The organism is Methylophaga sp. UBA3613, assembly GCF_002375415.1.
In the GTDB taxonomy this organism is placed as follows: domain Bacteria; phylum Pseudomonadota; class Gammaproteobacteria; order Nitrosococcales; family Methylophagaceae; genus Methylophaga.
The window spans coordinates 258927-283671 of the sequence record NZ_DFLS01000009.1 but is presented as its reverse complement, the minus strand read 5'-3'; the positions used below and the strand labels follow the sequence as shown (position 1 = coordinate 283671).

Genomic DNA, 24745 nt, shown 5'->3' with positions numbered 1-24745 from the left:
TTAGTCGGGAGTGGGTCGAAGACCGCACTGTTCCAGCAAATCCTGCCAGGCTTCAGTGTGTTCTTTGATACGTTGTTGATATAGCGTCCAGATATTCTGCTTATTATCCACATTTAACGTTTGTTGATAATACGCATTAAACGTCTGCGGCATGACCTCTTTTTGCATCTGTGCCAGTCTGGCTAAGGGCTGAAACAGCTGATCAGCCCCACTGTTTACAGCAGACATATAGGGTTGGACTTTTTCAATATAAACCTTGAAAAACATCGATTCCAGAATCTTTGCCTGAGTATTCAGTCTTCCCTGTACACATAGTGGTTTTTGCTCAATGCGTTGCTTCAGAATCTGAGTTCCATCATCCAGCCGACTTATCAGTAATCTCGCACTATTCTGTAATTGCCCTGCCCGGCTTCCATATTGCCAACGTTGTTGAATCTCGCCCATATACTCAAGATCCTGTTCATACTGACCTTGAAGCAGTCGCTGAACCCGTTTGTTTACATAAACAATATCCTGACTATAGCTGCTGATTTCGTATTGGCTTTGCTCAGGATCATAAAGTCCTGATGACAAACTCATTAGCTGCGCGATTTCATCCGTTCCCCAGGTGGCATTCCAAATCACACGTGGTAAATACTGTTTTTTTATTTCAATGACTTGCGCCAGCTTTGTTCTTAATGAGTCACTTTTAATCTCGACCAGACATTGTTGTGACGCTTCTATAAACCGTAATTCGTAACGTAAATTATTTAAAGGCTGCATCACTCGTCCCAGTATCGAGTTTTTCTCTCCCACCACAAATTGCAGTTCACAGCCATATAAAGACAAAAAGTCCAACATATTGATATCGTGTTCGGGTATGGATAATCGACGCTCTCGTGGTCGGGGAATTCGCTCTATATCAATCAGATCTGAATAGACCGGTTCCACATCCAAAACATTGGCTAACCGCTTCACATATTCATCCATCATGGTTTCCGGTTTTGCCAACGGGTCGCAGGCACCAAGCAACAACACAAGGCTGAACAGAACTAAAATTCGAGATGGAATATTCATTAATATGGCTGGTCGAAAGGGTCTGAAAATCAGAGAATTGACTGTGACACTTTAAATAGGTTAAAGACTCGTTATAAATTTATTGTATGCTCCATAACAGACTAAACAAATAGGTTAGGTATCTTGACGATTACGACAGATACATCTCATCCAATGGTGAGTGATGAATATTTTCAACAATGGCAGGATCTTATTGATCTGTTAGCCGAATTCATGCAAGTGCCTGCTGCACTTCTAACACATGTAGATGAGAATAATCAGCTTGCGGTCATGGTTAAAAACCGGGCGTCGACCAACCCATATCAGAGTAATCAGAAATTCGATTTAACTGGTTCAGAAACATATTCCGAATTTGTCATTCGGGAACAGAAAACGCTGTTTGTTGCCAATGCATATGAAGATACGGCATGGAAGAACAAATATGACCCGACGCTAGGTATGATTAATTACCTGGGTGTGCCTGTCACCTGGCCGAATGGTGACCCGTTTGGCACATTATGTGTTCTCGACACAAAAACGCATTATTACAGCGAGTTACAACTCAAAATGATGGTGCAGTTACGCAATATTTTTGAAGCCCATCTGGATATTCTGGAACAAAATCTTGAGCTGGAAGAAGTGGCCAAAACACTCGAATATCTTGCCAATACAGATGATTTAACCGGTATCTGGAATCGACGGGCTTTTATTGCTCAAGCAGAAACAGAACTGCAGCGAACTTCTCGGCATAATCGAACATTATGCCTTTTAATGTTTGATATCGATAATTTTAAACGCATCAATGATTTGCACGGACATAACACTGGCGATGAAGCCATCAAATTATTTACAGAATGCATTATGAATTCAAAGCGTGCTTACGATATTTTTGGTCGCATTGGTGGCGAAGAGTTTGCCATGATTCTTCCTGAAACCGATCTTGACTCAGCACTGGCATTAGCCGAACGGATGCGTGAATGTGTAGACCAATTGAGCCTGCCATTAGTCAGTGGTGAAAACGTGACGTTCACTGTCAGCATAGGTCTGACAGAATATGGTGAAGAAGATGATGGTATTTTTGCACTGCTCTATCGGGCGGATCGTAAACTCTATGAAGCAAAACATCAGGGCAAAAACTGCGTAGTCGCCTGATACGTGAAAGCGTTTATATCAACTTTCAAAGTTTAACTCGGTTTAGTTTGTTTAATTAATCACTTTGTCCTGGCCGAGCTAAATCCTCAGGAGCGTTAGATGGCGAAAGCCAAAAACAGATTACAGGCACTCGATGCCTTAAGAGGTATTGCCGCACTCGGCGTAGTACTGTTTCATTACCTGCCTTATTACGATGAACTTTATGGTCACACTTTCTCATCACCTGATGTGCTGGAATTTGGCCGCTATGGCGTTCACCTGTTCTTTATGCTGAGTGGATTTGTGATTTTGATGACACTGGAACGAACCGACAATGCACGTTGGTTTGGTCTGGCCAGGGCTTTTCGATTGTTACCGGCTTTATGGGTTTGTATTCTGCTGACTTTCTTTATGGTTCAAGTGCTTGGCCCGGCTGATCGCTCTGTCTCGTTCAGCACAGCATTAATAAACTTCACGCTTTTACATAGTTACCTGGATTATTCCCATGTCGATGGCGTCTATTGGAGCCTGGTGATTGAAGGTACATTTTATCTGTGGATGGCCATTTTTTTTTATGCATTGAAAAGCTGGCAGCAGCTTCGAATGGTTTTGTTTGGTTGGCTGCTTATCAGTTACATAGCGGTGATTAATCTGGAAAATCTATCCCCATCATTACTGTTTTTGACCCATGAATTATTATTTGCCATGTATGCCCCTCTGTTTATCAGTGGGATGTTGCTATACCGCTGGTACAACTCGGGGAATTTGACCGCCAGTGAGGTGCTGTTCCTCGCTGTGTCGATGAGCCATGCGCTCATTGCCTACCCCGCACCATTCAGTCTTTTTGTTTTAGGTTGTTACGCTGTTTTTGTGCTGGCAATAAGCGGTTATCTGGATTTTATTGTCAATCGGCTTACCTTATGGTTGGGCAGCCTTTCCTATTCTCTTTATCTGGTCCACCAAAATATTGGTTACGGAATCATCAATCACAGTTATGCAATTGGGTTATCAGGCGTCACCGGAGTTGCTATTGCCATTGGAGTGTCATTTCTACTGGCCATATTGATTCACCTTCACGTAGAAAAGCCTGCGATGAATTGGTTTCGCGAAAGACGTTATAAAACTGCCCCGTTAGTTGCGATGAATTAACTAAGCCAATGATTTCTGACTTATGAGTGGCTATAAGGAGTACCTGTGGAGCCAATGCAGATATATTTTGATTATTTATCAAATAGAGTTTGACCTTTACATATAATCTCTATATATTCGATTGTGCTTGCAAGTACGACAGATATTTGTTTTCAAGTTCGATGTTTCCGCTTTAATGTTAGATCCAAAGAGTACTCGTCCTGTTTTCAAAATACCCGCTCCACTTACAGCATACCCGCCCAAATTGGGCATTTTAGATTTACAAAAAATAGGATGATTTATGTCTTCAACTGGAACAGTTAAATGGTTTAACGAAGCTAAAGGCTTTGGTTTTATCGAACAAGAAAATGGCCCTGACGTTTTCGCACATTTCCGTCAAATCCAAGGTGACGGTTTCAAAACATTGACTGAAGGCCAACGTGTAACATTTGATGTTACTCAAGGTCAAAAAGGTCCACAAGCTGAAAACATCGTTCCTGCATAATTGCTACGATAACAGTTTGATTTTCACCTTCGGGTGAAACGAAAAAGCCCCGTTTTCCGGGGCTTTTTTGTATCTGCGTGTTATTAAACACTGTCAGCTTCCACAACATAACGGGCAAAACTCTGATATTTACCCCACATTTCCTGTGCCATCGCATCAGGAAACACATGAAACTGACCAGCTTTGAGACCATCAATAATAGCTTTTGCAACTGTATCAGCGGTTTCTGCAATATCACCAAACCCGGCATCTTTTGCCATATCAGTTGCTATTGGACCAGGATGCACACTCATTACTCTGGTGCCTTGTTCAGCAAACTGCTCTCGTAAGGCCTGAGTTAATGAATAGGCTGCAGCTTTAGAGGCGGCATAGCCTGAAAAGGCCGGGAATGATCTTAATGAAGCAATTGAATTGAGTTGGATAAAGGCTCCACCACCATTTGATTTCAATACCGGTGCAAAAGCCTGAGCCATATAGAGCAAACCGTTTACATTAACCGCCATCTGAGTTTGTAGGGCTTCAACCGCATGCTCATCTAACGGCATTGCCATTTGCAAAATACCTGCGTTATTTACTACCAGATCAACATCATTGGCTTTCTTGGCAGCAGAAAATATGGTTTCTGGCTTCGATAAATCCACTACAATGGCAACAAGCTGTTCGGGATATTGCGCCAATAATGCATCAGCGGTTGCGACATCACGCACGGCCAGATAAATTTTGCTGACACCCGCATGGATAAAAGCCTCGACAATCGCTTTACCAATACCCCGGTTAGCCCCTGTCACCAAGGCTATTTTACCTGTTATGTCATAGGTTTCATTCATCTAAAACACTCCCACTATTTCACATCATCAGCCCTGACATCCAAAATCATATTCAGACCAGCTTGATCCAATGCTTGTGCTCACCTACATTAGCAGTCTTTTTAGTAAATTATTCGGAACCGTAATGGATATCCAGCAAATTGAAACCCTTTTCTTTCAATCTCTGCACATCGTGATGGACTGGGCCAGTAGTCCAAAATTTTACTCTCAAATCGGACTGATAGTATTAGGCGGTCTACTGGCTTTTTCAATTGCCAGTTTTTTAAAGAGTCGCTCACCACTATTAAGACAGCTCCCCGCTTCTGGTCCTTTACTTAAATTCCGTAACAGCATTTATCGTAGTCGGGATCTTATTTTTCCGTTAATGATCATTCTGGCATTTTCGATTGCTGCAGACATCAGTCAGTTATGGATAGGCCAAAGCTGGTTAATTCAAATTTGTATGAGCTGGGCTGTCATTTATATGCTCTACAAACTGATAAATCGAGTTGTTCATAAAGCATTATTTAAAAAGCTTGCTCTCTTTCTTATTTTACCCATCGCGGTGTTACATCTTTTTGGCTGGCTGGATGCAGTTATCGTTTATCTTGAATCTCTGTCATTTGAATTAGGCAATATCAAGATTTCCGCTTATGGCATTATTCGTGTGCTGATATTCGGCTCGATTTTATTCTGGCTAGGACGTATTTCCAGTAATGCCGGGCAACAGATTATCCGTAGCCAGGAAGATCTGGATATTGGTACCCGTGAAGTATTTGCCAAACTGTTTCAGATCGCCCTGTTCTTTATCGTCTTTATTCTGCTATTGCAGATCATGGGTATTAACTTAACTGCACTGGCGGTGTTTGGTGGTGCTCTGGGTGTGGGTTTAGGTTTTGGCTTACAGTCAATTGCCTCCAACTTTATCTCTGGCATCATCCTGCTGCTCGAACGTTCTTTGAGTGTCGGCGACTACATTGAGATGGAGGATGGACGCAAAGGTATTATTCGTGAGTTGAATATGCGTTCCTCTACGCTGGAGACCTTCGACGGAAAAGATATCATGGTGCCGAACGAACAGTTCATCACCACCAGTTTTACCAACTGGACTCATAAAAATCTCAAGCAACGCTATTCCCTGGAATTTCAAGTCGCCTATAAAACCGACCTGCACTTTCTGTTTGATTTATTACGACAGGTTGTCGCCAGCCATCCTCGGGTGATAAGTGGTGACGATGTGCCCATAGAAGAACGTCCGGATGCAGAAATTGCGGGATTTGGGGACTCTGGTGTCGATATTCTGATTGAATTCTGGATGGAAGGCATCGATGATGGTGTTAACCGTGTGGGTGCCGACTTATTGTTAATGATTTGGGATGCGTTAAAACAGCATGAAATTGAAATCCCATTTCCACAACGTGAAGTTAAAATTCTTAATGCCAGTGGTGAAGCGATTCGTTGATTCAGGAAAATCCTGAGTGGCAACGGGGTAAATGCTTATTTGATTACATTAGTACAGGTGTATTATTTGAATTGTAAAAAGTAATTTCACTTTTAACAGGAGAAATCGACATGTGGACTAAACCAGAATACTCAGATATGCGTTTCGGCTTTGAAGTAACAATGTACATCTGCAACCGTTAATTTGCAGTTAAGCGAAACCTAAGAAGCCCCGACAAGTTCGGGGCTTTTTTTTGCCTATAGTTTTTATGCGTTATGCTGAGCGTGTTTGTTAAATCCTGTTAGCGGGAAGGAAAACATGATGAACCAAGACTCCGAATTGTATGAAGCTATTGTTAACACTGCTGTCAGCCTGGCTTCTCATTCTTCATGGGAGTCAGTACGGTTGTCCGAAATTGCTGCCCAACTCAATATTTCACTTGCCGATATTTATTATTGTTTTGCTGAAAAAGAACAAATCGGTGACGCCTGGTTTGATCGTGCCGATCAGAATATGCTGAAGGTGATGCAATCCAGTGTATTTGCAACATTAAATAATCAGCAAAAATTTCATCGCTTGATGATGGCATGGTTGGAACCACTTGCAATCAATCAAAAAGTAACCCGGCAAATGATTTTAAATAAACTGGAACCGGGGCATCTGCATATTCAGATTCCTGCATTGCTACGAATCAGTCGTACTGTGCAATGGCTGCGTGAAGCATCAGATCAGCACTCAACATTACCATGGCGAGCAGTGGATGAAACAGCACTAACCGGGGTGTATTTGATGACTTTTTGCTGTTGGCTTACCGATAACACTCCAATGTACGAGCGGACACGACGTTGTCTTGAGAGACAATTAAAGGTTGCTTCAGCACTCGGCTTTCTGAAATAACTGCTTCATCTGTTAGCTGGTTATTCGGCCTATTAATCGCCAGGCTATAAATAAAAAACCAATAGGCAAAATCAGCATTATCAATACAAATTCAGCCAACAAATAGATGGCCGCATTTATCCCCTGTTCTGCTTTGGTCTCAATACTTTGCAATCTGTTTTTAATGTCCAGGTTATCTTTGAATCCCTGATACCAGCCACGTTCGGAATCATCTGACTCAGGCTGAATCTCAGCGACTTCCTGCTGTGTGCTATACAAAATAGCAATGGCATCCTGTCTATCTTGCTCCAGCCAGAGCTGTAATTGATTGGAAGCGACTATAGTGACCGGAATTGCCAAACGTAATAAGGTCATGATCAACACCATCTTAAACAGCATAGAAGACCATCGGTCAGGAAGTTTCTGCCATAACAGCAGAAGTAAAACGATGGCAGCAAAACCCGCTAGTGCCCAACGCAAAATGTCAATATCACCAACTGCTAACAGGATTTTCTGAATGCCCAGCGATGCAGAAGCCACTAATAAAACGCTTGAAAACTGCTCGATCAAATCATTCAGAGGGTCCAGAATTTCGCCTGGAGTCAATGTCAGACCAACCCCCATTGGTTCGATCGATAATTCAGTGCCTTGTGCCGCTGAAATAACCGCATTTAATCCGCGGGCAATCGCATAGACGGTAAGTGTGATCCTGAGCATATGGCCTAACTGAGCCCCCGCATTTGACTCAAAAGGTATCAGCGCCAGAATCAAACACAAAAGCATTAGCAGTACAGCAATAATCTGTGTTCGATGGAATATCGTTTTCAAGAATAACTCCGTTGTCTATAGGACCGTATATCAAAATACATGTATTTGATTCTTTCCTTGTGATTTAGCTTGATACAATGCCTTATCCGCATCCGACATTAAAGCCATTTCAGACTTATACGACCTTTTGAAGCTTGCGATACCAATACTGATAGTTATCTGTAATAATTTTCCATCTGGTGCGATAAATCGGGTAGATTCCACCTCACTGCGAAAACGTTCCAGCGCCAACTCACCCTCCTCACTGCTGCACTCTGGAAGAATTACCGCAAACTCCTCGCCGCCGATCCGAGCGGGGAAGTCAATATCACGACAGTTGTCACGCAGAATGTCAGCCAGTTTCTTTAAAACGACATCCCCATAATCATGACCATAGGTATCGTTAATTAATTTGAAATCATCAATATCCCAGATAACGAGACAATAGCTTCTCCCTGTACGCACGGCTCTGGCATGTTCAGTTTTCAATCTGGGCATAAAGGCACGCCGGTTTGACAGGCAAGTTAACGGATCACGCTCAGCCGCTTTTTTCCAGGCCTGACGTGAAGCCATCGTCAGATTAATTTGGTTTTGTTGTATAGCGATAACAAATACAGCCAATGCACTGGAAAATATGTAAGCAATCAAACCGGTCAAAGTAAATTGATAATTATTTGTTAAAAACACACTGTTATCAAAAGCCATAATGCTGATAACAATCACAAAGCACAGGCTACTGAACAAGTTGATAAAAACCAGTTTCAAATAAATAGCCATCATCACCATAACTGGTAACAGCAAAAATATTAATGGCCCATAAACGGTAGCAGCCAATATTACGATTAATCCGATTATCGCTGCCCCTGACCACAGCTTATTTAATTCGCTTAGCTGCACCGCCGGGCTATGTGCAAACCCTGTAAAGACCTGATAAATCAGCAGTATCCCCAAGGCATGGGCAATTAGCAGAGTAATATAAAGGTCTATAAACTTTTCAGCTTCAATATATCCATTTAACAGCAGATTGGTGCCTATCAATAACGCTGATAACGCCGGAACAAGGACACAAAGTAACAACAGAAATTTAAGTAAATGATGGGGTCTGCTTACGCCGTAGGGCAGAAATCGACGCATAAGCAACATTCCCAAAACACTCTCCCCCCCCATGATCAATGAAGCGACAATAATATACAGCGAGTTGTGGTGAAACGTGTTTTCTACTATGAGTGGAAAATGGGCTGCAAATGTTGCCATGACAATAAACGGAAACGCACGCACTCCCCACAAAAGGCACATTACCAGCCCGATACCGGATGAAAGCGATAATAAATTGATATTGCCAGGGGGAAATGAAAACCAGGTAAGACCCAGTCGGGCAAATAAATAATAGAGCGAGGTGGTCAACAGCAGATTCAACAGACCATTGATAGTGCCGGGAAAAATCGTTGTTTTCACCCTGCCTCCCCCTTTCAAGTAATTATTCACCTTGAAAGCATCTCTATACAAAAAGCAATTCTATTTGATTGTCATAGTCTCAGAAGAAAAAGGCAAGATTTAAGAAAAGGATAAACAAGCCCTAATCATAAGGTTCATAGTTTTTATCCGGTTTATCGTCTTTTACAGCTGGGTGCTTTGAATCACGAATACCCAGATAATAAAAAACCAGTAGTAACAGATAAAAAAACAGTAGGCCATCTTCAGACGCTATACCCAATAACGCCCAGAGCGGCACCACATAAAATACTAAATTGAGCAAAACCGTTAGCGTTTTTCCCAGACGACGTTTTCCCAAGTCAAACAGATAGCCGGCAAAGAGGCCTGTCATATATCCACCGACAATTGCCAGAATCAATAACAGAATGATGCCAATCGTTGAAAATCTATCCATTACAAACCTAAATTCTGATAGCTACAGTTTAATAATGACGCTGTAAGCGTTTTTTGTCATTTTTTCCCAGGGCTTGTTTATCTTTCATCTCCACCACTGCTGACGGCTATTATTGTGTATGCAATAGTTGGTATTTGAAAACAAAAACAGGCAATATTGATAGCGAAATAACGCTGGAGGGGTTAGATATGCGTCAACATTTTTTGCTACTCGGTCTGTTCTGCCTGATTGGCTGCGGTGAGCAAATTGACAAAGTTGAGCAGGACAGAGTCGATCCGGTGATTCAGTTAACTGACTGGTGTTTTCAGCATTGGACAGAGCAGCAATGGACATTGGGGGAAACCAATTTACCTGCTGTAGAGAATCAATCATTTGCTGAGGGAATTCGTAAAGTATGTCGCGCCCGCGCTGAACTTTATGCTGAAGGCTATGAAATTTACCCGTTTATTACCGACACCATGCAACGCGAGATTTATGCACTGGTTTTTTCAGCTAGTGTGGAAGATATTAAATCACATCTGAAACAGCATCTTCCAAAGCTACAACGTATTTAAGCTACAGATTTAATTGCTGATGTAGCCCCTGTCGATAAGCGGTGATAGCCGGAATTAAAGCGACCACAAAACTGGCGATAAGCACCATCGGCAGCATAAACATAAACTCATTAATGATGGATAATCGGGTAAGCAAAATCCCATATTCCTGCAATAACCAATCTTTCAATACATACATACTTAGTTGTAAACTGATAAATGCGGTGAATGCCGCAGCCAGACTGATTAATAACGCTTCAATCTGTAGCAATGCAAACAAGAAGCTTGGCCGATAACCCAATGCTCGGAGAACGGATAATTCATGGCGCCGTTCACGCATTGAAACCAATAGCATATTGGCCATCCCAATCAGCGCACCTAACAGCACCAGTGAAGCAATTAATAACAATAGCTGTTCCACACTGCTCAACATTGACCACAACGACATCAATGTGGCGCCAGGCAGAATGGCCAGTAAGGGTTCTTGCTGATATTCATTGATCTGCCGCTGTAAATTAAAGGTCTGTATCCGCGAATTCAGTCCCAGCATAAATGCCGTTATGGCTTGCGGCTGCAGATCTTTAACATTTGGCGTAGCTCTACCTGGTATTTGCACCCCTCCCTGCCAGTTGGCATGAATGGCTTCAATACCTTGCAAACTGACATAGATAGATTGATCTACCGGCGTTCCTGTTGGCGCCAGAATACCCGTGATTTTGAATGGATTATCATCATGATTGCTAAAACTGGTATTGGCAATTCCATGAGAAAGCACGATAGCATCATCGACTTGATATCCAAGTTGCTTGGCGACTTCTGAACCAATTACTGCATCAAAATGATCATCAAATGCTTTCCCTTGTTGAAATTCGAGTGGCTGTTTATTACCAAAGCGAAAAAACTCGAAAAAGTCGGTGCTGGTTCCAATGACCCGATATCCTTTATGTGAATCACCTAAAGAAATTGGAATGGTCCAGGCAACAGCAGGTTGGGAAGCAATTTCCTGATAACTCTGCCAGGAAATATTATTGGTTGGTACACCGATATGAAAGACTGAATATAGTAAAAGATTGACCTGTCCGGTTCGTGCACCAACGATTAAATCCACCCCCGAAACGGTTTTGGTAAAACTGTCTTTGGCCTGATAACGGATGGTTTCAACACTGAGCAGAACAAAAATACTCACCGTCATCATCAATATAGTCAGTAACACGCTAACATGTCTTGCCAGCAGACTTTTCCAGGCCAGTTTAAACAGCATGTTTCTCTCCTGCGACCACAAACGACTGTATATCCAGCTGTCTGGAAAAATGCTGTGCCAAGCTGCGATCATGACTAACAAAGATTAGGGTGGCCTTTGCTGCTTGGACCTGGCCCAGTAACAAATCAACAAAACTATCGCGTGCATCACTATCTAAAGCTGAGGTGGGCTCATCGACGATTAATAACTCAGGTTGATTAACCAAAGCACGAACAATCGCTACCCGTTGCTGCTGACCAACGCTCAATTGCGAGGACGGTCGTTCCAATAACTTGGCATCCAGTTGCAAAGCATTCATCAATTCCAGAGAGCGTTGTTGCAGATGCTGTTTATCCTGTTTGGAAAAATGACTGGCCAGCTTAATATTGTCGTCCACCGTTAAATACGGAATCAGATTAAATCGTTGAAACACCATGCCTATATGTCTTGCCCGATACGCATCTCTTTTGCGATGGCTGAGCTGGTTGAGAATTACCTCATCCAACTTGATGGTACCCCGCTGAGGCAACAAAATCCCGGCCAGTAAATTTAATAAAGTGGATTTACCCGAACCAGAAGGTCCGTAGACAAACACCGTTTCACCTTTTCTGATTTCCCAGTGAGCTATTTGTAATACAACACTGTCTGAGTTTTGCTGATAACGGAACTGACAGTCATCAATCTGAATAGCATAACGATTAGTCATTTTTTTACCGGCTTGAAAAATGGATCATGTTGAGAGCTTATAAATTGTTATAACATAACATTTTCGCTCGAAATTTAACGCTCTGGAGTCATATGACACAACTGGCATCTGCAAAATTCTGGCTTCCACTATTAATAATCACCTGCCTGACAATGACTCAGCCACTGTTAGCTGACGAAAATTACGAACTTGTTGATTGGGTTGATTTAATGCCTGATGACGATCTCGAAGCATTGATGAATCCACCAGAATATCTTGATGAAATTGAAGATGGTTCGATGGAAGATCAAATCAGTAGTCAATTACTCGGGGCACTGGAAAATTCCGCAGATGACCGTTATCAACAGGCATTAACCTCTGCCAAGGTCAAGCCTGAATATGATCAACGCCCCATCCGCCTACCTGGTTTTATCGTTCCCGTCGAAATGAATGAACAACAGCTGGTGACCGAGTTCTTTCTGGTGCCTTTTTTTGGCGCCTGCATCCATTATCCCCCACCACCGCCGAATCAGATTATTTATGTGACCTCCAAAGAAGGCGTTGCTCAACAGAATCTTTATGATCCCTATTGGGTCGAGGGCACGCTGACCACGACTATCACCGAAAATGAAGTGGCCGTTTCAGCCTATTCGATGGCAGCTGATAACATTGAGCTGTATAAAGAATAGTGCTTTATAAGTTGATAGCAGAAAAACGCTCCGGCTGATCAAATAACAAATCGTCTTGTACCCCATAGTTGGATAATTTCATCGAATAAAACCGATCAAAGTAGTCTTTTACTGTGGTTTCAATCTGCCGATCAAAATGTGGTTTAACGGTCATAGTCTGGCCAAACTGACGCTTCACAAACTCTCCGCGTTCAATAATCAGCTGACCATTTTTGAATACCCATTGCGCCTTTCTGAACATCGCCGCTTTATCATCTTGCTCATGATAAACCGCAATATCGGCCAAAGCGCCAGGTTGAAGGTGTCCACGGTCATTGAGTCCCAGTAATTTTGCCGGTGCTGCCCGCGTCATAATGGCAATCTCGTATAAGCTGAATTCCTGTTTCAGATCTTTGAGCAGGGTTAACTCCATGATCTCCGGATCCAGTTCTGCCAGACAGGCCATGCGAAAATCATAGTCCATCAATAAATGCAGCAAATCCGGGTAACGGGTAAACGGAGCACCATTAGGATGATCGGTGGTGAAAAACAAACGCCAGGGATCGCCGGATAACAGGAAAATCTCCAGACCAATGGCCCATTGCAAACCATTAACAAAACTGGCCTTTTTATATTGATAAGGCACGATACCACCACTACCCTCATCTTCGGCATGCCACATCACCCATTTGTGCGGGCTGGCATCACCTCGACGGGAGAACTGAGCGATGATATCGCCAGACATTGTCACCGTCTGCCCAAATAACACCTGCCCGACATCCATTGTAATATTGGGATGTCGATTAAATGCTTCCATTAGCTGTGCCGCAGCTGAAGAAAAACCACGATTACCCTCTGCGCCATAACCATAAAACTGCACATGCGCCAGATGCATCGGTAAACCCTGGGCAGCCTCCATAGTATCAATGGCGGTTTGCACATTGCCAGGAACACCTAGATTATTGCAATGCACATGTACCGGATGTGGGATACCCAGCTGATGTACAGCAGTCTGCAGTGAGGTTAATAAGCGCCGAGAGCTGATGCCATAATCCGGCACTTCATCATCCAGACCAAACTGTTCAACCCCGGCTTTAAACGCCTGCGAACCACCGGCATTAATCACTTTCAACCCTAATGCCTGTGTGGTGTTAATCGTCCAGCTGACATAGTCATTAATCTGATCCTGCGAAGCACCGCTTCGCAACATGGAGACCAGCAAATCATCACTGCCGAGAATCGCCAGCGCAGCCGTATCAATGATCGGGATATCCGCCATTTCACGATGTACCTGCGGCGCATTCACTGGCAACATTGCCGGTTCAACCACCATGCTGTATCCCATTTCGGTGTAGCGATAGCCAGTTTCAAAACTGGACCAGCGGGCATTATAAAACGGCAGATTTTCCTGTCTTTGTAGATGATTTCGATGTTGATCGGGCAGTAATAAACGTGCGGTATTTACGTTGCCCCCTGCAATATGGCTATGAATATCCACACCGCCCGCCATGGTAATGGCACCGTCCAAATCATGGGTGATGGCCGACTCTCTATCTGTGATCTGACTCGGATCAACGATTCGATCATCTCGAATCCATAGCTCCATGAGTTCACCATCCAGTTTTTGTACCGGGTCATATACTCGAGCGTTTTTAAGACGGGTTAACATGATTTATCCCACACATCTGTAATAATTGGCTTTCCATTTTTTTTGCATCAAGTGGCTTATCTGTAATGAGTTCAATACGGCTTTCTTTTGCTTGAGTGTCCAGTCGTTGAATCGTCAAATTGTCATCAGCTTGATTGATAGTAATAAAGCCTTTGCCGGTTCGAAAAACAGCTTTAAGACGTAACTGTTTAAATTGCTCTAGCCACGTCATTAGAGATTGGTAATCGAAACTGAATGTTGATTTGAACCGCCAGCCATAGCTATACCAGCCGCTTAACTTTTGTGCTGCGGCTAGATAGCCGCAATCTGGAATAACCTGTTCTTCGTTCTCAAGATTAAAAACCGTTGGCTGCTCCTGCCAGATAGCCTGATTAAATTTAGCGTTTGGTTTTAGCCATTCAGGATTAATTTTTGCGTCCTGAGTGATGTGTAAAGGTAGTTCCTGAAGATGCATTTCATTCAGGTAAACATTTAACGCAGCAACTTCGCTCTGACCATACATATCTGACTTGTTCGCCACGATCAGATCGGCGATCTGTAACTGCTGCTGAAAAGTCTCATGTTCACGATATTTCGCATCAGCAATATGACGCGCATCAACCAATGTCAGCGTTGCGCGTAAATCAATAATCGATCGATAAAACTCACCTGACAGCACGGCAATCACTTCTTTCGGGTGTCCCAGGCCACTAGGTTCAATCAATAATCTGTCGGGTTTGGCTTTGCCTATAAGCTGATTGAGTGCGACCTTCATCGGCAACCCCGCAGCACAACACATACAGCCTCCGGGTACTTCGCGAATCGTGAGCTCTCCCAGAGAATGGTCATCGGTTTGCAGCAGCTGGCTATCAATACCCACTTTGCCAAATTCATTAATCAATACTGCCCAGCGTTCCCCTGCCGGTTTAGATTTTAATAGCTGTTGGATTGCCGTGGTTTTGCCAACACCCAGAAAACCGGTAATCACATTAGTCGGTATCGCTTTTTGAAAAAGCCTGAAAGTTTGTTCAACCACGATTTCGGCGCGTTTGTAGCAAAATTAACCCGATAAAAAATAACCCGACGATCACTAAATTAATCAGAGTTATAAGCGCGTTGTTAGGAACAATTGGTCGATAGTCAAATACTGGAATTTTAGTGAAATCTGCCGCAGTGAACGGCTTGTCAAAAAAATAGAATTGAAAGAAATAATCGCGTAACTGCTGTTGATAGTCAGCAACCTGATCCAGAAAAGACTGACTTGCCAGCATATCGGTATCAGCGAGTCGATTCATGCTGTATTGCACTCGCATCACCGGGGATAGCCATGCAAAATTTTCTCCGAACCGGTGGGAATGTATCCGGCTATCACGAAATTGATTCACTGCATCCGCTACAATCACATCGCTCATATGTTGCATCGCGTAATACCAGCGCCAGTCGAAAGGCTTTTGCAAGATCGACTCTGTAGTTTGCCACTGAGGATAGTCCTGCAAATAAACATCAAAATCTGCCTGCTTGTCCCTATCCCAACTATCATGCATGTATTCTCGTTGATCAAACACCATTGACACATGCTCAGCCGGTTGCTGTTGTTGCGTTTGATACAGATAAGCCAATCCTGGCAGCACAAATGCAAACACAATCCACAGACTGATAAATAATAAACTGTTAAAAATGGCGCTACGTTGCAAACTGATAATCCAGCCTGTGATCACAAACCAGCAGAGTTGATATGCCAATAATATGGCTGCAATCTGCCACCATAATCCATCCAATCTGATATCTGTCAGCACAACAGCCGCCAATAGAATCAGTACGTTCACCATCGCCAGTAAGCCTGCTGCAATGAGCATTTTTTTAGTTAATAATAATCCGCTATTAGCCACCTGGGAGGCCAATAACGACCATCTGCCACTGGCTTTTTCCTCGGCCAGTAAATTTAAACTTAGTGCAGCGATTAATAGCGGCATCAGATAAATCCAGATAAAACTTAAGTCCAGCTTACCAATTGGCATAGCAGCAATATTGCCCGTCGCCGTATTGCTCAATTGGCTTTGCAAACCTAATAAACGAACCCGTGTGTGGGTGGCCGCTTCGCTTCGTTCACCATTTATCAATGCCGACCAGGCAGAAGGTTTTTGCCAGACAGGATGAAACTGGTAATAACTCATATAACCCGAGTCGTATGGAGCTAACGGAGCATCCTTCTTATAGTCTGCCAATTCTGCCTGGTAATTTGCTTCGCTGATAGCCCGCTGTTGATATTCACGTTGCAGTCCCATCTGGCCCCAGATAATGGCTAAGAAAGCTGCTAGAAGATAAGCTGCAATCAGCCATTTAAAAAGCTTGTTCTGCCATAACAAGCGTAATTCAAATTGAATAAATCTCACCTAATCAAACCTCGTTCCGACTACGGGAAAGTAACAACACACCGATGATTAACCACCCCAATAATATTAATAAAGGCGGGTAAATCAGATTCAGTTCGGCCTGCAAGGTAGGAGATTGATAATCAAATTGCTGCAGATTTGCCAAATGCTCATTCGAGACCTTTTGTTCACGGTCATGGGCATGGTCGATTTGTTCTGCATGCATCTGATTCAGCTGCTTGATGAAATTAAAGCGAAATTGCTCAGCAGCGTTTTCATAATGCAAAAAACTATCCGCGTTGGTCGCCGCGAAAATGGACGACAATTTATTGGCTAATAAATAAGGTGAAAACCACGCCACCTGGCTGACCAGTTGATTTTGCTGTTCAGCAAGTTGCATCAGTTTTTCATACTGTTTGCCAAACACTTCGCTGGTAATTCGCTCGCCCTCTTGCATCAACACGCCGCGCCAGTTCACTGGTAAATCTTCAACTCGTGAAACGCCGTATTCTGCCAATACCTGCTCACGAAACTCGTTATAGTAAGGATCATCGGGGTCATGTGAATTACCAACTTTGGCAATTTCCTGCGCTGTCTGAATATCAAACACCGCCCGATCAGGCATTGGATATTGCATATCAGCCAGACTGTAAGCCATTTTCGGCATCACAATCACGGTGAGCAGCCAGAACAACAGCAATGCAGACAAGCTTTGTTGATTGGTACGACACCAGTTGGAGAACAGCACCACTGTGAAGGTCCATAACAGGCAGTAAAACAAATACAAAACAAACATAGCGCCCATTCGTAATACATCACCGCCATGTACTGGCGTTTGCAGCATAAAGCCAGTTGCAATAACAAATATCACTAATAGAAATACCAGCGATATCAGGCTGAATGCCAACGTTTTGCCGAATAACAACTGTTTGACGCTGATACCTTGTGAGACCAATTGGCGCAAAGTGCCCTGTACACGCTCACCACTGACACTATTAAATGCCAAAGCAATCAATACCAAAGGCCAGATCACCAGTATGACCGTCGCACCTGACAGATAGCCCAGCCCCATATAGGCCGTACTGCTGACATATTGTTTAAAGCTGCTGCTGTTTTGCCTATGTGCTTCCAGAAACAACGCATTTCCGACAAACGGATTCACTCCGCTATCAATAAAACTCAGGGGTGAAATGATGCGAAACACCATGGTACCGTAATGCGCTGCCCGATGCGGATGCCGATCTGGCTGAGCATCCCAGTTAGCATCATTCTGCTGCTGCCAGAGGGTTTGCGCTTCAATAAAATCCTGTTGCTGTTGCCAATGGGAAAACGCAATTAATGACGTTAATACCAATAATAATGGCAATAGGATTTTCAAGGTCTGGCTGCGCCACTGGGTGATCAACTCATGACGAGCAATTTCAATAATAGTCTGCATCATGATTAGAACTTATAAGCCACTGAAACACTGGCATTAACGCCATCACCAGGTGAATGGATGGTGTCAACCGGATCGCCTGCATTCCCAAAGTCATATACGTATTCGTAATATTCATTGAACAGGTTATTAACCTGAAAGTTGATATTGCCCCAGCTTGTCTCGTAATCAAGACTGGCATTGACCAGATTGTATTGACCAAACTTGCCGCCAGCATTTGCTTCGTTAATATAAGATGCCCCCTGAGCATCGTAATGTAAACGTCCAGTCAGCGCCGGAGTAAACAGATAACTAACACCCGTTGAAGCGGTATAGGAAGGAATACTGCGTAATTCATTTCCTTTGTCAGCTCCGGGACTTTGAATCTCTGAATCCACAGTGCTGAAGTTACCCCAAAGAGTCAGTTTGTCAGTTGCCATCCAACTCATGCCAAAATCCGCGCCCTGACGCAGCGTTTCACCCACATTTCGAGCCAGGCCATCAACCAAAACAAACTCGTCTTTAGCCTTCTGCTCCCAATAAGACAAACGGAATTCTAGGCTATAGGTTGGCATCCATTTCACCCCCAGTTCCCAGCCATCATTGATTGAAACATCACGTGCAGAACGGTCACCATCGGTATAGGCACTACTGCTGACCGGGTGCTGGAAACTGCGTCCTGCATTGGCAAACAAAGTCACTTGATCAGTTGGGTAGAGGAACAGATTAAATTTAGGCTGCACAATGGTGCCATAGTCATAACTATCCTGATTACTGATCACCTCATCCGCCGCGTTACGCTGTTTAAAATCTCCATCAATTCGATCAGCACGGATGGCGGCATTCCAGGCGATAAACTCATTCGGTGCGTGAGATACCTGCAGATAGGTGCCTTTGCTGACAAAATCATAATCAAAGTTACGCGACACATTACTTGTATCACGTTGCCGCATATTGCCAATGGTGCCAAAGCGCTGCTCCAATACATCCTGGTGCTCGATATCCAGCCCCCAGTTTAGTGCCCACTGCTCATTAATATCCCAGGACAAGGTCGAGATAAAACCATAATGATCCTGCTCGTCATAACGATTGCCCAATGAACCAGCTTCACTAAACCTCACCCAGCGCTCACGCTCGTAATAGTTGTAATACGCTTTGGCTGACCACGTAAGATCATCACGTAACGCGGTATCAAAATGCAGGCTGTAAGATTGGGTTTCCTTATCACCACCATCCTGGCTTGCATATGCAGCTGATCGGGTCGGATGCTTGCGGGCTTCTTCCTTGGTTAAATAACCGGGCGCATCAGCATCGTACTCAGCCATTCGTGCAATAAAACCGAGTGAGGTATCGTCTGATAAGTCATAAAACCAGCGTCCACCAACACTGTATTTATCGATATCGTAATTATCCCGATAGCCTTCTGACTCGCGGTAACCAGCAAAATAGCTGTGTTGCAATGCGCCGGTCTGTTCTCCCCAATACCCCTGAATCTCACGTGCGTTATAACTACCGAGGGTTACTTCAACGTCACGGCCAACATCTGAACGGGTAGTAATATTGTAGTTACCCGCCACATTAAATGTGCCGTAGCGTGGATCACTATTACCCTTGTAAACCTGAATAGTGTCAATGTTGCCTGGAAACAGTTGATCCATCTCGCTGTAACCATTGTGCAGATTAGATGGAATGCCATCGATTAACAGCTTTGCATGAGGAGTACTTCCCTCAGCAGCAAAACCGCGAATACCGATATCAGTATTAATGATGCCCTGATTGTAGCGGGCAAAATAAACACCGGGAATTTTGGTAAACAGCTCCATGGTATTGTTCACGTGACTGATGGATAACTCCTCACGCGAGATAATATCCTGTGAACCGGCCAGATTTTCATCGGCATAATCCGGACGCGTACCCAACACCACCAGGGGATCAATACGAGCAGCGGGTTCATTATCGGTCTCGGCAATAACAACAGATAACGGCAGAGCAGACACAATCAGGCTGCTGATAAAAGTTTTTTTCACGGTAAAGTCCTTTTGTTTTTTTATGCAGCAAACTGATCAAAGTAACGTTGCGTTAGCTGATCCAGTGTTAACGATTGCGTGGTAATGAGATCGGTTAAATGGCCTTGTTTCATAATGCCAATCCGGTCAGCCAGTTGATGGGCACATAAAAGATCATGTGTGACGATCAACACTGCTGCTCCGCGAGATTTAATCGTATTCACTACTTGAATAAAATCCTGAGTGGCAACCGGATCCAGACCAGAAGTCGGCTCATCCATCAAAATCAAACGGGCATGCTTTAACAAAGCAAATGCAATGGCTACTTTCTGTCGCATGCCTTTGGAGTATTCAGCTAACTGCTTGGAAAAGTCTGCCTGTTTAAGCCCTGCACTGATTAACGCTTCATGGATTTGCTGATCGGTTAATTTCATTTTGGCCAATACCGCCAGATAGTGAATATTTTCAATTGCATCAAACCGGGGATATAGATTGACGTTTTCGGGCACATACATGATTTTTTGTCGACAAGACGATGACTGCTGATAGAGGTCCTGACCTTCTAAAGTGGCGCTGCCACTGGTTGGTGAGGTAAAGCCTAACAACATATTTAAGGTGGTAGTTTTTCCTGCGCCATTTGCACCCAATAAACATAAAACTTCGCCAGAAGCGATTTTAAAGTCGAGATGATCAACGGCAATTCGATTGCCAAATGATTTGGTTAACTGGTTTACTTCCAGCATGATTTCTCCTGGATTTAATTATCTAAAATGGTTGAATGGCAATATTAAAATACGATATATCACATCATTGTTAAGCCAAAAAAAGAGTTAACTTTCCTGCTGGCAGGTTTCACATAATCCATGTAGTTCAAGTTGCGGACTGTTAAGTTGAAAATGATTATGTTCAATACTCTCTTCGAGTGCATGAATCAGTTGCTTATCCACTCCTATTTCTCTTACCTGCTGACAGTTGTCACAAATTAAAAACTGTGGTGTCTGGTGTGAATGCGAGCAGGCAATATGAGCACAGGCAATAAATTTATTATTGGAGGCCAGTTTATGCACCAGACTGTTCTGCATTAGAAAATCCAGCATTCGATAGACCGACATGACTGGAATATTTTCCTCGGTTTTCTGACGATATAGCTCAGCAATTTCATAGGCTGAACGTGGTGCCTGTGCATTTAATAACACTTCGAGAATATGTTTGCGTTTGCTGGTTAACCGCACACCATGATCAGCACAACTTCGTTCAGCTTGTTGCATTACTTTATGGGTATCGACTTTCGCCATTACTGGATCCGGATAGAGGTTCGTTGTTGATTAAGTCTTAATTGCTGCTGGCCGGTCGGTAAAACCATCTGTACTTGCATAGTTTCCAGATTACTATAAACATCAAATAAGTTGATTTTCAATTCGGTAATATTTTCAGGTTCTTCACAGCGTAAAAAATAGCTGACATCTACATCGGCGTGTCCTGCTTCGTCTGAGTCAGCAAAAGGTTCTTCAACTTCTATTGATTCAGCTTTACAGCTCGATCCCTTAACTTCTATAAGGGTAGCAAGCATTTCAAGCTGTTGCAGCATATCCTGATAAATGGCTTTTTGCTGTTCTGTTTCCGGCTGGTGTTCAAAACCGAGAAAATTCATTAATGGTGATTTTAAATGCATCATTAATTCGTCATCATCCATCACTAAATCCAGTGTAGCCATTCCATGCACATGGGCACCATGATGGCGATGACCTGCCTCATGATCATGATGTTCATCCTGAGCATAGACAATAGCGCTCAGGCTCAAGCCACAAAACAGGGTTACTAAATATACTGCAGCTCGCATGTCCAACACTCTCCTACTCACTCGGCAAAATCCAGGGTCAGTAATAATCTTTTATCGGTCTTATTAATATGCGGTGAACGATGCACAATGCCATTCACCTGACTATTAATCCAGCCATCACCCTTGAACAATCCAACCTCTCCTTGCTGCAGTTGTTGAATATACTGATGATGTCGATATATTCCTGACAAATGATCAGGTAATCCATTAGCACCAGCACCCAGTTTTGAACGATCGACATTTTCTTCTTGCAACCATTCACTACCCTGTCCGTGATAGGTCGTTACCAACCGACAAGCTAAATGATCAGTATGAAATCTGGGGCACATAGTCTCGTTTATCAGGCTGAGGCGCAAGCCTACAACGTTTAAATCGAACAGATCTGCATACATTTCCACTAACTGACTGACATCCTCAATAAATAAATGTCGTTGAGGATCCTCTGGTAATAATCCACCAAGCCACGCACTGACTTCAGCCGGAGCAATTATTGTGCGTAATTGTAACGCATTGAGTCCTTGCGTTAATGCATCAATATAGTCCTGCAGTGTCTTTTGCAACTGTCGCTGCCAGATAACCAGATTGATATGCGGTTGATAAATTGAGGTCATCACTAAAGCTGAAGCTGCTTTCTGCACATGCTCAAATAATGGATTGAAGGCAATAGCACTCTGATTCATTTTAAGCTGCCTCCCAGGCTGGAAAAGGATCGGGCAATGTTTCCCAGAGCTGCTTCCCGGCCAATAATTCACTGTCATTTAATAAACAGGCATCCAGTTCTGCTGTCACCATTTCAGCATTTAAGTTCTGACCAATAAACACCAGCTCCTGACGCATATCACCAAAGGGTTCCTGCCAGCTTTCCTTGATAGTCTTTTGACTCTCCTCATCCTGGGGCCAGCGATTTTCGGGAATAGCTTTCCAGAACATACCGGCAAAACCATAGCGGGCAATTCCACCAGCCTGATTCCACTGCCCGGCAAACTGGGGACGACTGGCTAGCCAGAAATAGCCTTTGGAGCGAATCAACTTGCCACAGGGCCAATCCTGATGCAGAAACTCAAAGAATTTTTGTGGATGAAAAGGCCGTCTGGCAACATAGGTAAAACTGCTGATGCCATATTCTTCAGTCTCCGGAATATGTTCGCCCCGCATTTCTTTCAGCCATCCAGCTGCCTGTTCGGCTTTTTCAAAACTGAACTTCTGCGTCCCCAATACTTTATCTAACGGGATCTGGCCATTTTCTATCGAAATTATCTCTGCTTCAGTGTTAAGGCTTTTCAAAATGCCAGTCAGTTCGGTTAATTGTTCAGCGGTACATAAATCGGTTTTGCTGATCAAAATGACATCACAAAACTCAACCTGATCCACCAACAAATCAGCCACACTTCGCAGATCATCTTCACCAAGGTTTTCACCGGTTTCCTGCAGTTGTCTGGCTTCATTAAAATCACGTAGAAAATTCACTGCATCCACCACCGTTACCATGGTATCGAGACGAGCAATCTGTGACAGACTTTCTCCTTCTTCATCAGCAAAGGTAAACGTCTCAGCCACTGGCAAAGGTTCGGAAATACCGGTTGATTCAATGACCAGATAATCGAAGCGTTGCTCTGCTGCCAGCTGACGGACCTCAATCAACAGATCTTCCCGCAAGGTGCAGCAGATGCAGCCATTGCTCATTTCCACCAGCTTTTCTTCGGCGCGATTAAGCTGCACATCCTGCTGAATTTGTTGAGCATCGATATTGATTTCACTCATATCATTGACAATAACGGCCACTTTTCGACCTTCGCGATTATTCAGAATATGATTGAGAACGGTCGTTTTACCTGCCCCAAGAAAGCCTGATAACACGGTAACTGGCAAACGTTTATCTGGATTTAACTTCATAGAGACCTTCTTTTTGTTCATTAATGGTTTTGGCGTCAGTGCAATATTCGGCAGTTGGTCGTATCAGCAAACGAGCAATGCCAATTGGCTCACCGGTTTGCAGACAATAACCATATTCACCACTGCGAATGCGTTGCCGCGCTGCATCAATTTTTGGAATCAACTGACGTTTACGATCGGCAATACGCAAAGCTATTTGTGACTCCTCTTCCTGTTGGGCCCTATCCAGTACATCACTGACTTGACTGTTACCCAGCATTTGGGTTTTTACTGCAGATATTTCATCCAGGGTTTCAGTTCTGAGTTGCTGCAAACGATGATCAAAAAATGCCAATTGTTCAGCATTCATATACTCCGTCTCTGAAGCAGTTAATAAATCCTTTTCATCCATTTGCATTTCCTTGCGGAGCTGGAAGAAGTCGAAGTGACAGATTTCGGTTCCAGAGATGGGCGGTAATCACCAGCAGTCCGCCACTCAATGTGATCCATGTCTCCAGATATTCCGGACCGATTAATGCTGAAACCATGGTGGAAAGTCCAATTCCACCGAGTAATAAAGGCCAATGATTTTTATGTCTGCGATAAGCTCCCGGTAAACTCAGAATCGCCAGAAGAATCACCGGAACAAGCATTACCTTATGCACCCATTCAGAAGTAAACCAATTACCTAACAGTCCCGCTGTGCCAAATCCAATGACTATCGGTGTTACTAAGCAATGGATCATGCATGCACCTGAACAGGCCACGGCCAAATCATCTTTCATTTTTCAGTCACCTCACAAATTATGATATATCATATCATTTCAATAACCGCGGCAACTGTCAA

The 24745-nt window shown here is 43.5% G+C and carries 27 protein-coding genes; 8 read left to right on the top strand and 19 right to left on the bottom strand.

Features of this window, described 5'->3' with window-relative positions:
- Nucleotides 1–1056 carry a DUF3080 family protein gene (locus B3S93_RS13275; RefSeq protein ID WP_292400719.1) on the bottom strand — a complete coding sequence of 352 codons (1056 nt, stop codon included), beginning with the start codon at nt 1054–1056 and terminating at the stop codon, nt 1–3.
- Between the two features lie 123 nt (nt 1057–1179).
- Between B3S93_RS13275 and B3S93_RS13270 the strand changes: the two genes are divergently transcribed.
- From B3S93_RS13270 to B3S93_RS13260, 3 genes are all read left to right on the top strand, one after another.
- A complete protein-coding gene (locus B3S93_RS13270; RefSeq protein ID WP_292400717.1) occupies nt 1180–2187 on the top strand; it encodes a sensor domain-containing diguanylate cyclase in 1008 nt (335 codons plus the stop codon).
- Nucleotides 2188–2286: 99 nt separating this feature from the next.
- Nucleotides 2287–3315, top strand: a complete 1029-nt coding sequence (locus B3S93_RS13265; protein ID WP_292400713.1) for an acyltransferase family protein — start codon at nt 2287–2289, stop codon at nt 3313–3315.
- A 280-nt stretch (nt 3316–3595) separates the two neighbouring features.
- A complete protein-coding gene (locus tag B3S93_RS13260) occupies nt 3596–3799 on the top strand; it encodes a cold-shock protein (protein ID WP_014706925.1) in 204 nt (67 codons plus the stop codon).
- A gap of 83 nt (nt 3800–3882) precedes the next feature.
- Here the strand turns inward: B3S93_RS13260 and B3S93_RS13255 are convergent, their stop codons facing one another.
- Entirely contained in the window at nt 3883–4626 is a 744-nt protein-coding gene (locus B3S93_RS13255) for an SDR family oxidoreductase (RefSeq protein ID WP_292400709.1), read from the bottom strand.
- A 124-nt stretch (nt 4627–4750) separates the two neighbouring features.
- On the opposite strand from B3S93_RS13255, the gene B3S93_RS13250 reads away from it, so the two are divergent.
- The 3 genes from B3S93_RS13250 to B3S93_RS13240 all read left to right on the top strand — a co-directional run bounded on the left by B3S93_RS13250 (nt 4751) and on the right by B3S93_RS13240 (nt 6943).
- Entirely contained in the window at nt 4751–6067 is a 1317-nt protein-coding gene (locus B3S93_RS13250) for a mechanosensitive ion channel family protein (protein ID WP_292400706.1), read from the top strand.
- Nucleotides 6068–6177: 110 nt separating this feature from the next.
- Complete coding sequence (gene pqqA, locus B3S93_RS13245) at nt 6178–6249, top strand: pyrroloquinoline quinone precursor peptide PqqA (protein ID WP_081443609.1); 72 nt, start codon at nt 6178–6180, stop codon at nt 6247–6249.
- 115 nt (nt 6250–6364) lie between these two features.
- Nucleotides 6365–6943: a TetR/AcrR family transcriptional regulator gene (locus B3S93_RS13240; RefSeq protein WP_292400704.1), complete on the top strand. Its 579-nt coding sequence runs from the start codon at nt 6365–6367 to the stop codon at nt 6941–6943.
- Nucleotides 6944–6955: 12 nt separating this feature from the next.
- Here B3S93_RS13240 and B3S93_RS13235 read toward each other — a convergent pair whose 3' ends face one another.
- The 3 genes from B3S93_RS13235 to B3S93_RS13225 form a co-directional block, all read right to left on the bottom strand.
- Nucleotides 6956–7750: a hypothetical protein gene (locus B3S93_RS13235; RefSeq protein WP_292749017.1), complete on the bottom strand. Its 795-nt coding sequence runs from the start codon at nt 7748–7750 to the stop codon at nt 6956–6958.
- A 30-nt stretch (nt 7751–7780) separates the two neighbouring features.
- Entirely contained in the window at nt 7781–9184 is a 1404-nt protein-coding gene (locus B3S93_RS13230; protein ID WP_292749014.1) for a sensor domain-containing diguanylate cyclase, read from the bottom strand.
- A 121-nt stretch (nt 9185–9305) separates the two neighbouring features.
- Nucleotides 9306–9617: a hypothetical protein gene (locus B3S93_RS13225; protein ID WP_292357103.1), complete on the bottom strand. Its 312-nt coding sequence runs from the start codon at nt 9615–9617 to the stop codon at nt 9306–9308.
- A 188-nt stretch (nt 9618–9805) separates the two neighbouring features.
- On the opposite strand from B3S93_RS13225, the gene B3S93_RS13220 reads away from it, so the two are divergent.
- Nucleotides 9806–10171 (top strand): hypothetical protein, encoded by a 366-nt coding sequence (locus B3S93_RS13220; protein WP_292353386.1) that lies wholly within the window; start codon nt 9806–9808, stop codon nt 10169–10171.
- A gap of 1 nt (nt 10172) precedes the next feature.
- Here the strand turns inward: B3S93_RS13220 and B3S93_RS13215 are convergent, their stop codons facing one another.
- Both B3S93_RS13215 and B3S93_RS13210 read right to left on the bottom strand, forming a co-directional pair.
- Entirely contained in the window at nt 10173–11411 is a 1239-nt protein-coding gene (locus B3S93_RS13215; protein WP_292400696.1) for an ABC transporter permease, read from the bottom strand.
- Nucleotides 11401–12096 (bottom strand): ATP-binding cassette domain-containing protein, encoded by a 696-nt coding sequence (locus B3S93_RS13210; RefSeq protein ID WP_292400692.1) that lies wholly within the window; start codon nt 12094–12096, stop codon nt 11401–11403. Before B3S93_RS13210 ends, B3S93_RS13215 begins: the two co-directional genes overlap by 11 nt.
- A 92-nt stretch (nt 12097–12188) precedes the next feature.
- On the opposite strand from B3S93_RS13210, the gene B3S93_RS13205 reads away from it, so the two are divergent.
- Nucleotides 12189–12764, top strand: coding sequence for a DUF3299 domain-containing protein (locus B3S93_RS13205; protein WP_292400688.1), 576 nt, complete (start codon nt 12189–12191; stop codon nt 12762–12764).
- A gap of 4 nt (nt 12765–12768) precedes the next feature.
- On the opposite strand, the gene B3S93_RS13200 is transcribed toward B3S93_RS13205, so the two are convergent.
- The 12 genes from B3S93_RS13200 to B3S93_RS13145 all read right to left on the bottom strand — a co-directional run bounded on the left by B3S93_RS13200 (nt 12769) and on the right by B3S93_RS13145 (nt 24683).
- Complete coding sequence (locus tag B3S93_RS13200) at nt 12769–14412, bottom strand: formylmethanofuran dehydrogenase subunit A (protein ID WP_292400686.1); 1644 nt, start codon at nt 14410–14412, stop codon at nt 12769–12771.
- Nucleotides 14396–15427: a CobW family GTP-binding protein gene (locus B3S93_RS13195; protein ID WP_292400682.1), complete on the bottom strand. Its 1032-nt coding sequence runs from the start codon at nt 15425–15427 to the stop codon at nt 14396–14398. The genes B3S93_RS13200 and B3S93_RS13195 overlap by 17 nt, the downstream gene beginning before the upstream one ends.
- Entirely contained in the window at nt 15420–16784 is a 1365-nt protein-coding gene (locus tag B3S93_RS13190; RefSeq protein WP_292400679.1) for a DUF3526 domain-containing protein, read from the bottom strand. The genes B3S93_RS13195 and B3S93_RS13190 overlap by 8 nt, the downstream gene beginning before the upstream one ends.
- A 4-nt stretch (nt 16785–16788) precedes the next feature.
- Complete coding sequence (locus tag B3S93_RS13185; protein ID WP_292400676.1) at nt 16789–18204, bottom strand: DUF3526 domain-containing protein; 1416 nt, start codon at nt 18202–18204, stop codon at nt 16789–16791.
- Nucleotides 18205–18206: 2 nt separating this feature from the next.
- The gene (locus B3S93_RS13180) at nt 18207–20207 is read right to left on the bottom strand and encodes a TonB-dependent receptor (protein ID WP_292400673.1); all 2001 of its coding nucleotides are present in this window, start codon (nt 20205–20207) and stop codon (nt 18207–18209) included.
- Nucleotides 20208–20227: 20 nt separating this feature from the next.
- A complete protein-coding gene (locus B3S93_RS13175; protein ID WP_292400670.1) occupies nt 20228–20929 on the bottom strand; it encodes an ABC transporter ATP-binding protein in 702 nt (233 codons plus the stop codon).
- Between the two features lie 87 nt (nt 20930–21016).
- On the bottom strand, nt 21017–21481 hold the full coding sequence (locus B3S93_RS13170; protein ID WP_292353397.1) for a Fur family transcriptional regulator: 465 nt from the start codon (nt 21479–21481) through the stop codon (nt 21017–21019).
- Entirely contained in the window at nt 21481–22026 is a 546-nt protein-coding gene (locus tag B3S93_RS13165) for a ZrgA family zinc uptake protein (RefSeq protein WP_292400667.1), read from the bottom strand. The genes B3S93_RS13170 and B3S93_RS13165 overlap by 1 nt, the downstream gene beginning before the upstream one ends.
- 17 nt (nt 22027–22043) lie before the next feature.
- Nucleotides 22044–22706 carry a DUF1826 domain-containing protein gene (locus B3S93_RS13160; RefSeq protein ID WP_292400664.1) on the bottom strand — a complete coding sequence of 221 codons (663 nt, stop codon included), beginning with the start codon at nt 22704–22706 and terminating at the stop codon, nt 22044–22046.
- Nucleotide 22707: 1 nt separating this feature from the next.
- Nucleotides 22708–23919: a zinc metallochaperone GTPase ZigA gene (gene zigA / locus B3S93_RS13155; protein ID WP_292400662.1), complete on the bottom strand. Its 1212-nt coding sequence runs from the start codon at nt 23917–23919 to the stop codon at nt 22708–22710.
- Nucleotides 23900–24310, bottom strand: coding sequence for a TraR/DksA C4-type zinc finger protein (locus B3S93_RS13150; RefSeq protein ID WP_292400659.1), 411 nt, complete (start codon nt 24308–24310; stop codon nt 23900–23902). Before B3S93_RS13150 ends, zigA begins: the two co-directional genes overlap by 20 nt.
- A complete protein-coding gene (locus B3S93_RS13145) occupies nt 24303–24683 on the bottom strand; it encodes a MerC domain-containing protein (RefSeq protein ID WP_292400657.1) in 381 nt (126 codons plus the stop codon). The genes B3S93_RS13150 and B3S93_RS13145 overlap by 8 nt, the downstream gene beginning before the upstream one ends.
- Nucleotides 24684–24745 lie beyond the last annotated feature (62 nt).

Excerpts from the sequence above, each read along its gene's own strand:
- B3S93_RS13275 (WP_292400719.1), bottom strand. The coding sequence starts at position 1,056 with ATGAATATTCCATCTCGAATTTTAGTTCTGTTCAGCCTTGTGTTGTTG.
- B3S93_RS13265 (WP_292400713.1), top strand. The coding sequence starts at position 2,287 with ATGGCGAAAGCCAAAAACAGATTACAGGCACTCGATGCCTTAAGAGGT.
- B3S93_RS13260 (WP_014706925.1), top strand. The coding sequence starts at position 3,596 with ATGTCTTCAACTGGAACAGTTAAATGGTTTAACGAAGCTAAAGGCTTT.
- B3S93_RS13255 (WP_292400709.1), bottom strand. The coding sequence starts at position 4,626 with ATGAATGAAACCTATGACATAACAGGTAAAATAGCCTTGGTGACAGGG.
- B3S93_RS13250 (WP_292400706.1), top strand. The coding sequence starts at position 4,751 with ATGGATATCCAGCAAATTGAAACCCTTTTCTTTCAATCTCTGCACATC.
- B3S93_RS13240 (WP_292400704.1), top strand. The coding sequence starts at position 6,365 with ATGATGAACCAAGACTCCGAATTGTATGAAGCTATTGTTAACACTGCT.
- B3S93_RS13225 (WP_292357103.1), bottom strand. The coding sequence starts at position 9,617 with ATGGATAGATTTTCAACGATTGGCATCATTCTGTTATTGATTCTGGCA.
- B3S93_RS13220 (WP_292353386.1), top strand. The coding sequence starts at position 9,806 with ATGCGTCAACATTTTTTGCTACTCGGTCTGTTCTGCCTGATTGGCTGC.
- B3S93_RS13215 (WP_292400696.1), bottom strand. The coding sequence starts at position 11,411 with ATGCTGTTTAAACTGGCCTGGAAAAGTCTGCTGGCAAGACATGTTAGC.
- B3S93_RS13210 (WP_292400692.1), bottom strand. The coding sequence starts at position 12,096 with ATGACTAATCGTTATGCTATTCAGATTGATGACTGTCAGTTCCGTTAT.
- B3S93_RS13205 (WP_292400688.1), top strand. The coding sequence starts at position 12,189 with ATGACACAACTGGCATCTGCAAAATTCTGGCTTCCACTATTAATAATC.
- B3S93_RS13200 (WP_292400686.1), bottom strand. The coding sequence starts at position 14,412 with ATGTTAACCCGTCTTAAAAACGCTCGAGTATATGACCCGGTACAAAAA.
- B3S93_RS13185 (WP_292400676.1), bottom strand. The coding sequence starts at position 18,204 with ATGATGCAGACTATTATTGAAATTGCTCGTCATGAGTTGATCACCCAG.
- B3S93_RS13175 (WP_292400670.1), bottom strand. The coding sequence starts at position 20,929 with ATGCTGGAAGTAAACCAGTTAACCAAATCATTTGGCAATCGAATTGCC.
- B3S93_RS13170 (WP_292353397.1), bottom strand. The coding sequence starts at position 21,481 with ATGGCGAAAGTCGATACCCATAAAGTAATGCAACAAGCTGAACGAAGT.
- B3S93_RS13165 (WP_292400667.1), bottom strand. The coding sequence starts at position 22,026 with ATGCGAGCTGCAGTATATTTAGTAACCCTGTTTTGTGGCTTGAGCCTG.
- B3S93_RS13160 (WP_292400664.1), bottom strand. The coding sequence starts at position 22,706 with ATGAATCAGAGTGCTATTGCCTTCAATCCATTATTTGAGCATGTGCAG.
- zigA (WP_292400662.1), bottom strand. The coding sequence starts at position 23,919 with ATGAAGTTAAATCCAGATAAACGTTTGCCAGTTACCGTGTTATCAGGC.
- B3S93_RS13150 (WP_292400659.1), bottom strand. The coding sequence starts at position 24,310 with ATGGATGAAAAGGATTTATTAACTGCTTCAGAGACGGAGTATATGAAT.
- B3S93_RS13145 (WP_292400657.1), bottom strand. The coding sequence starts at position 24,683 with ATGAAAGATGATTTGGCCGTGGCCTGTTCAGGTGCATGCATGATCCAT.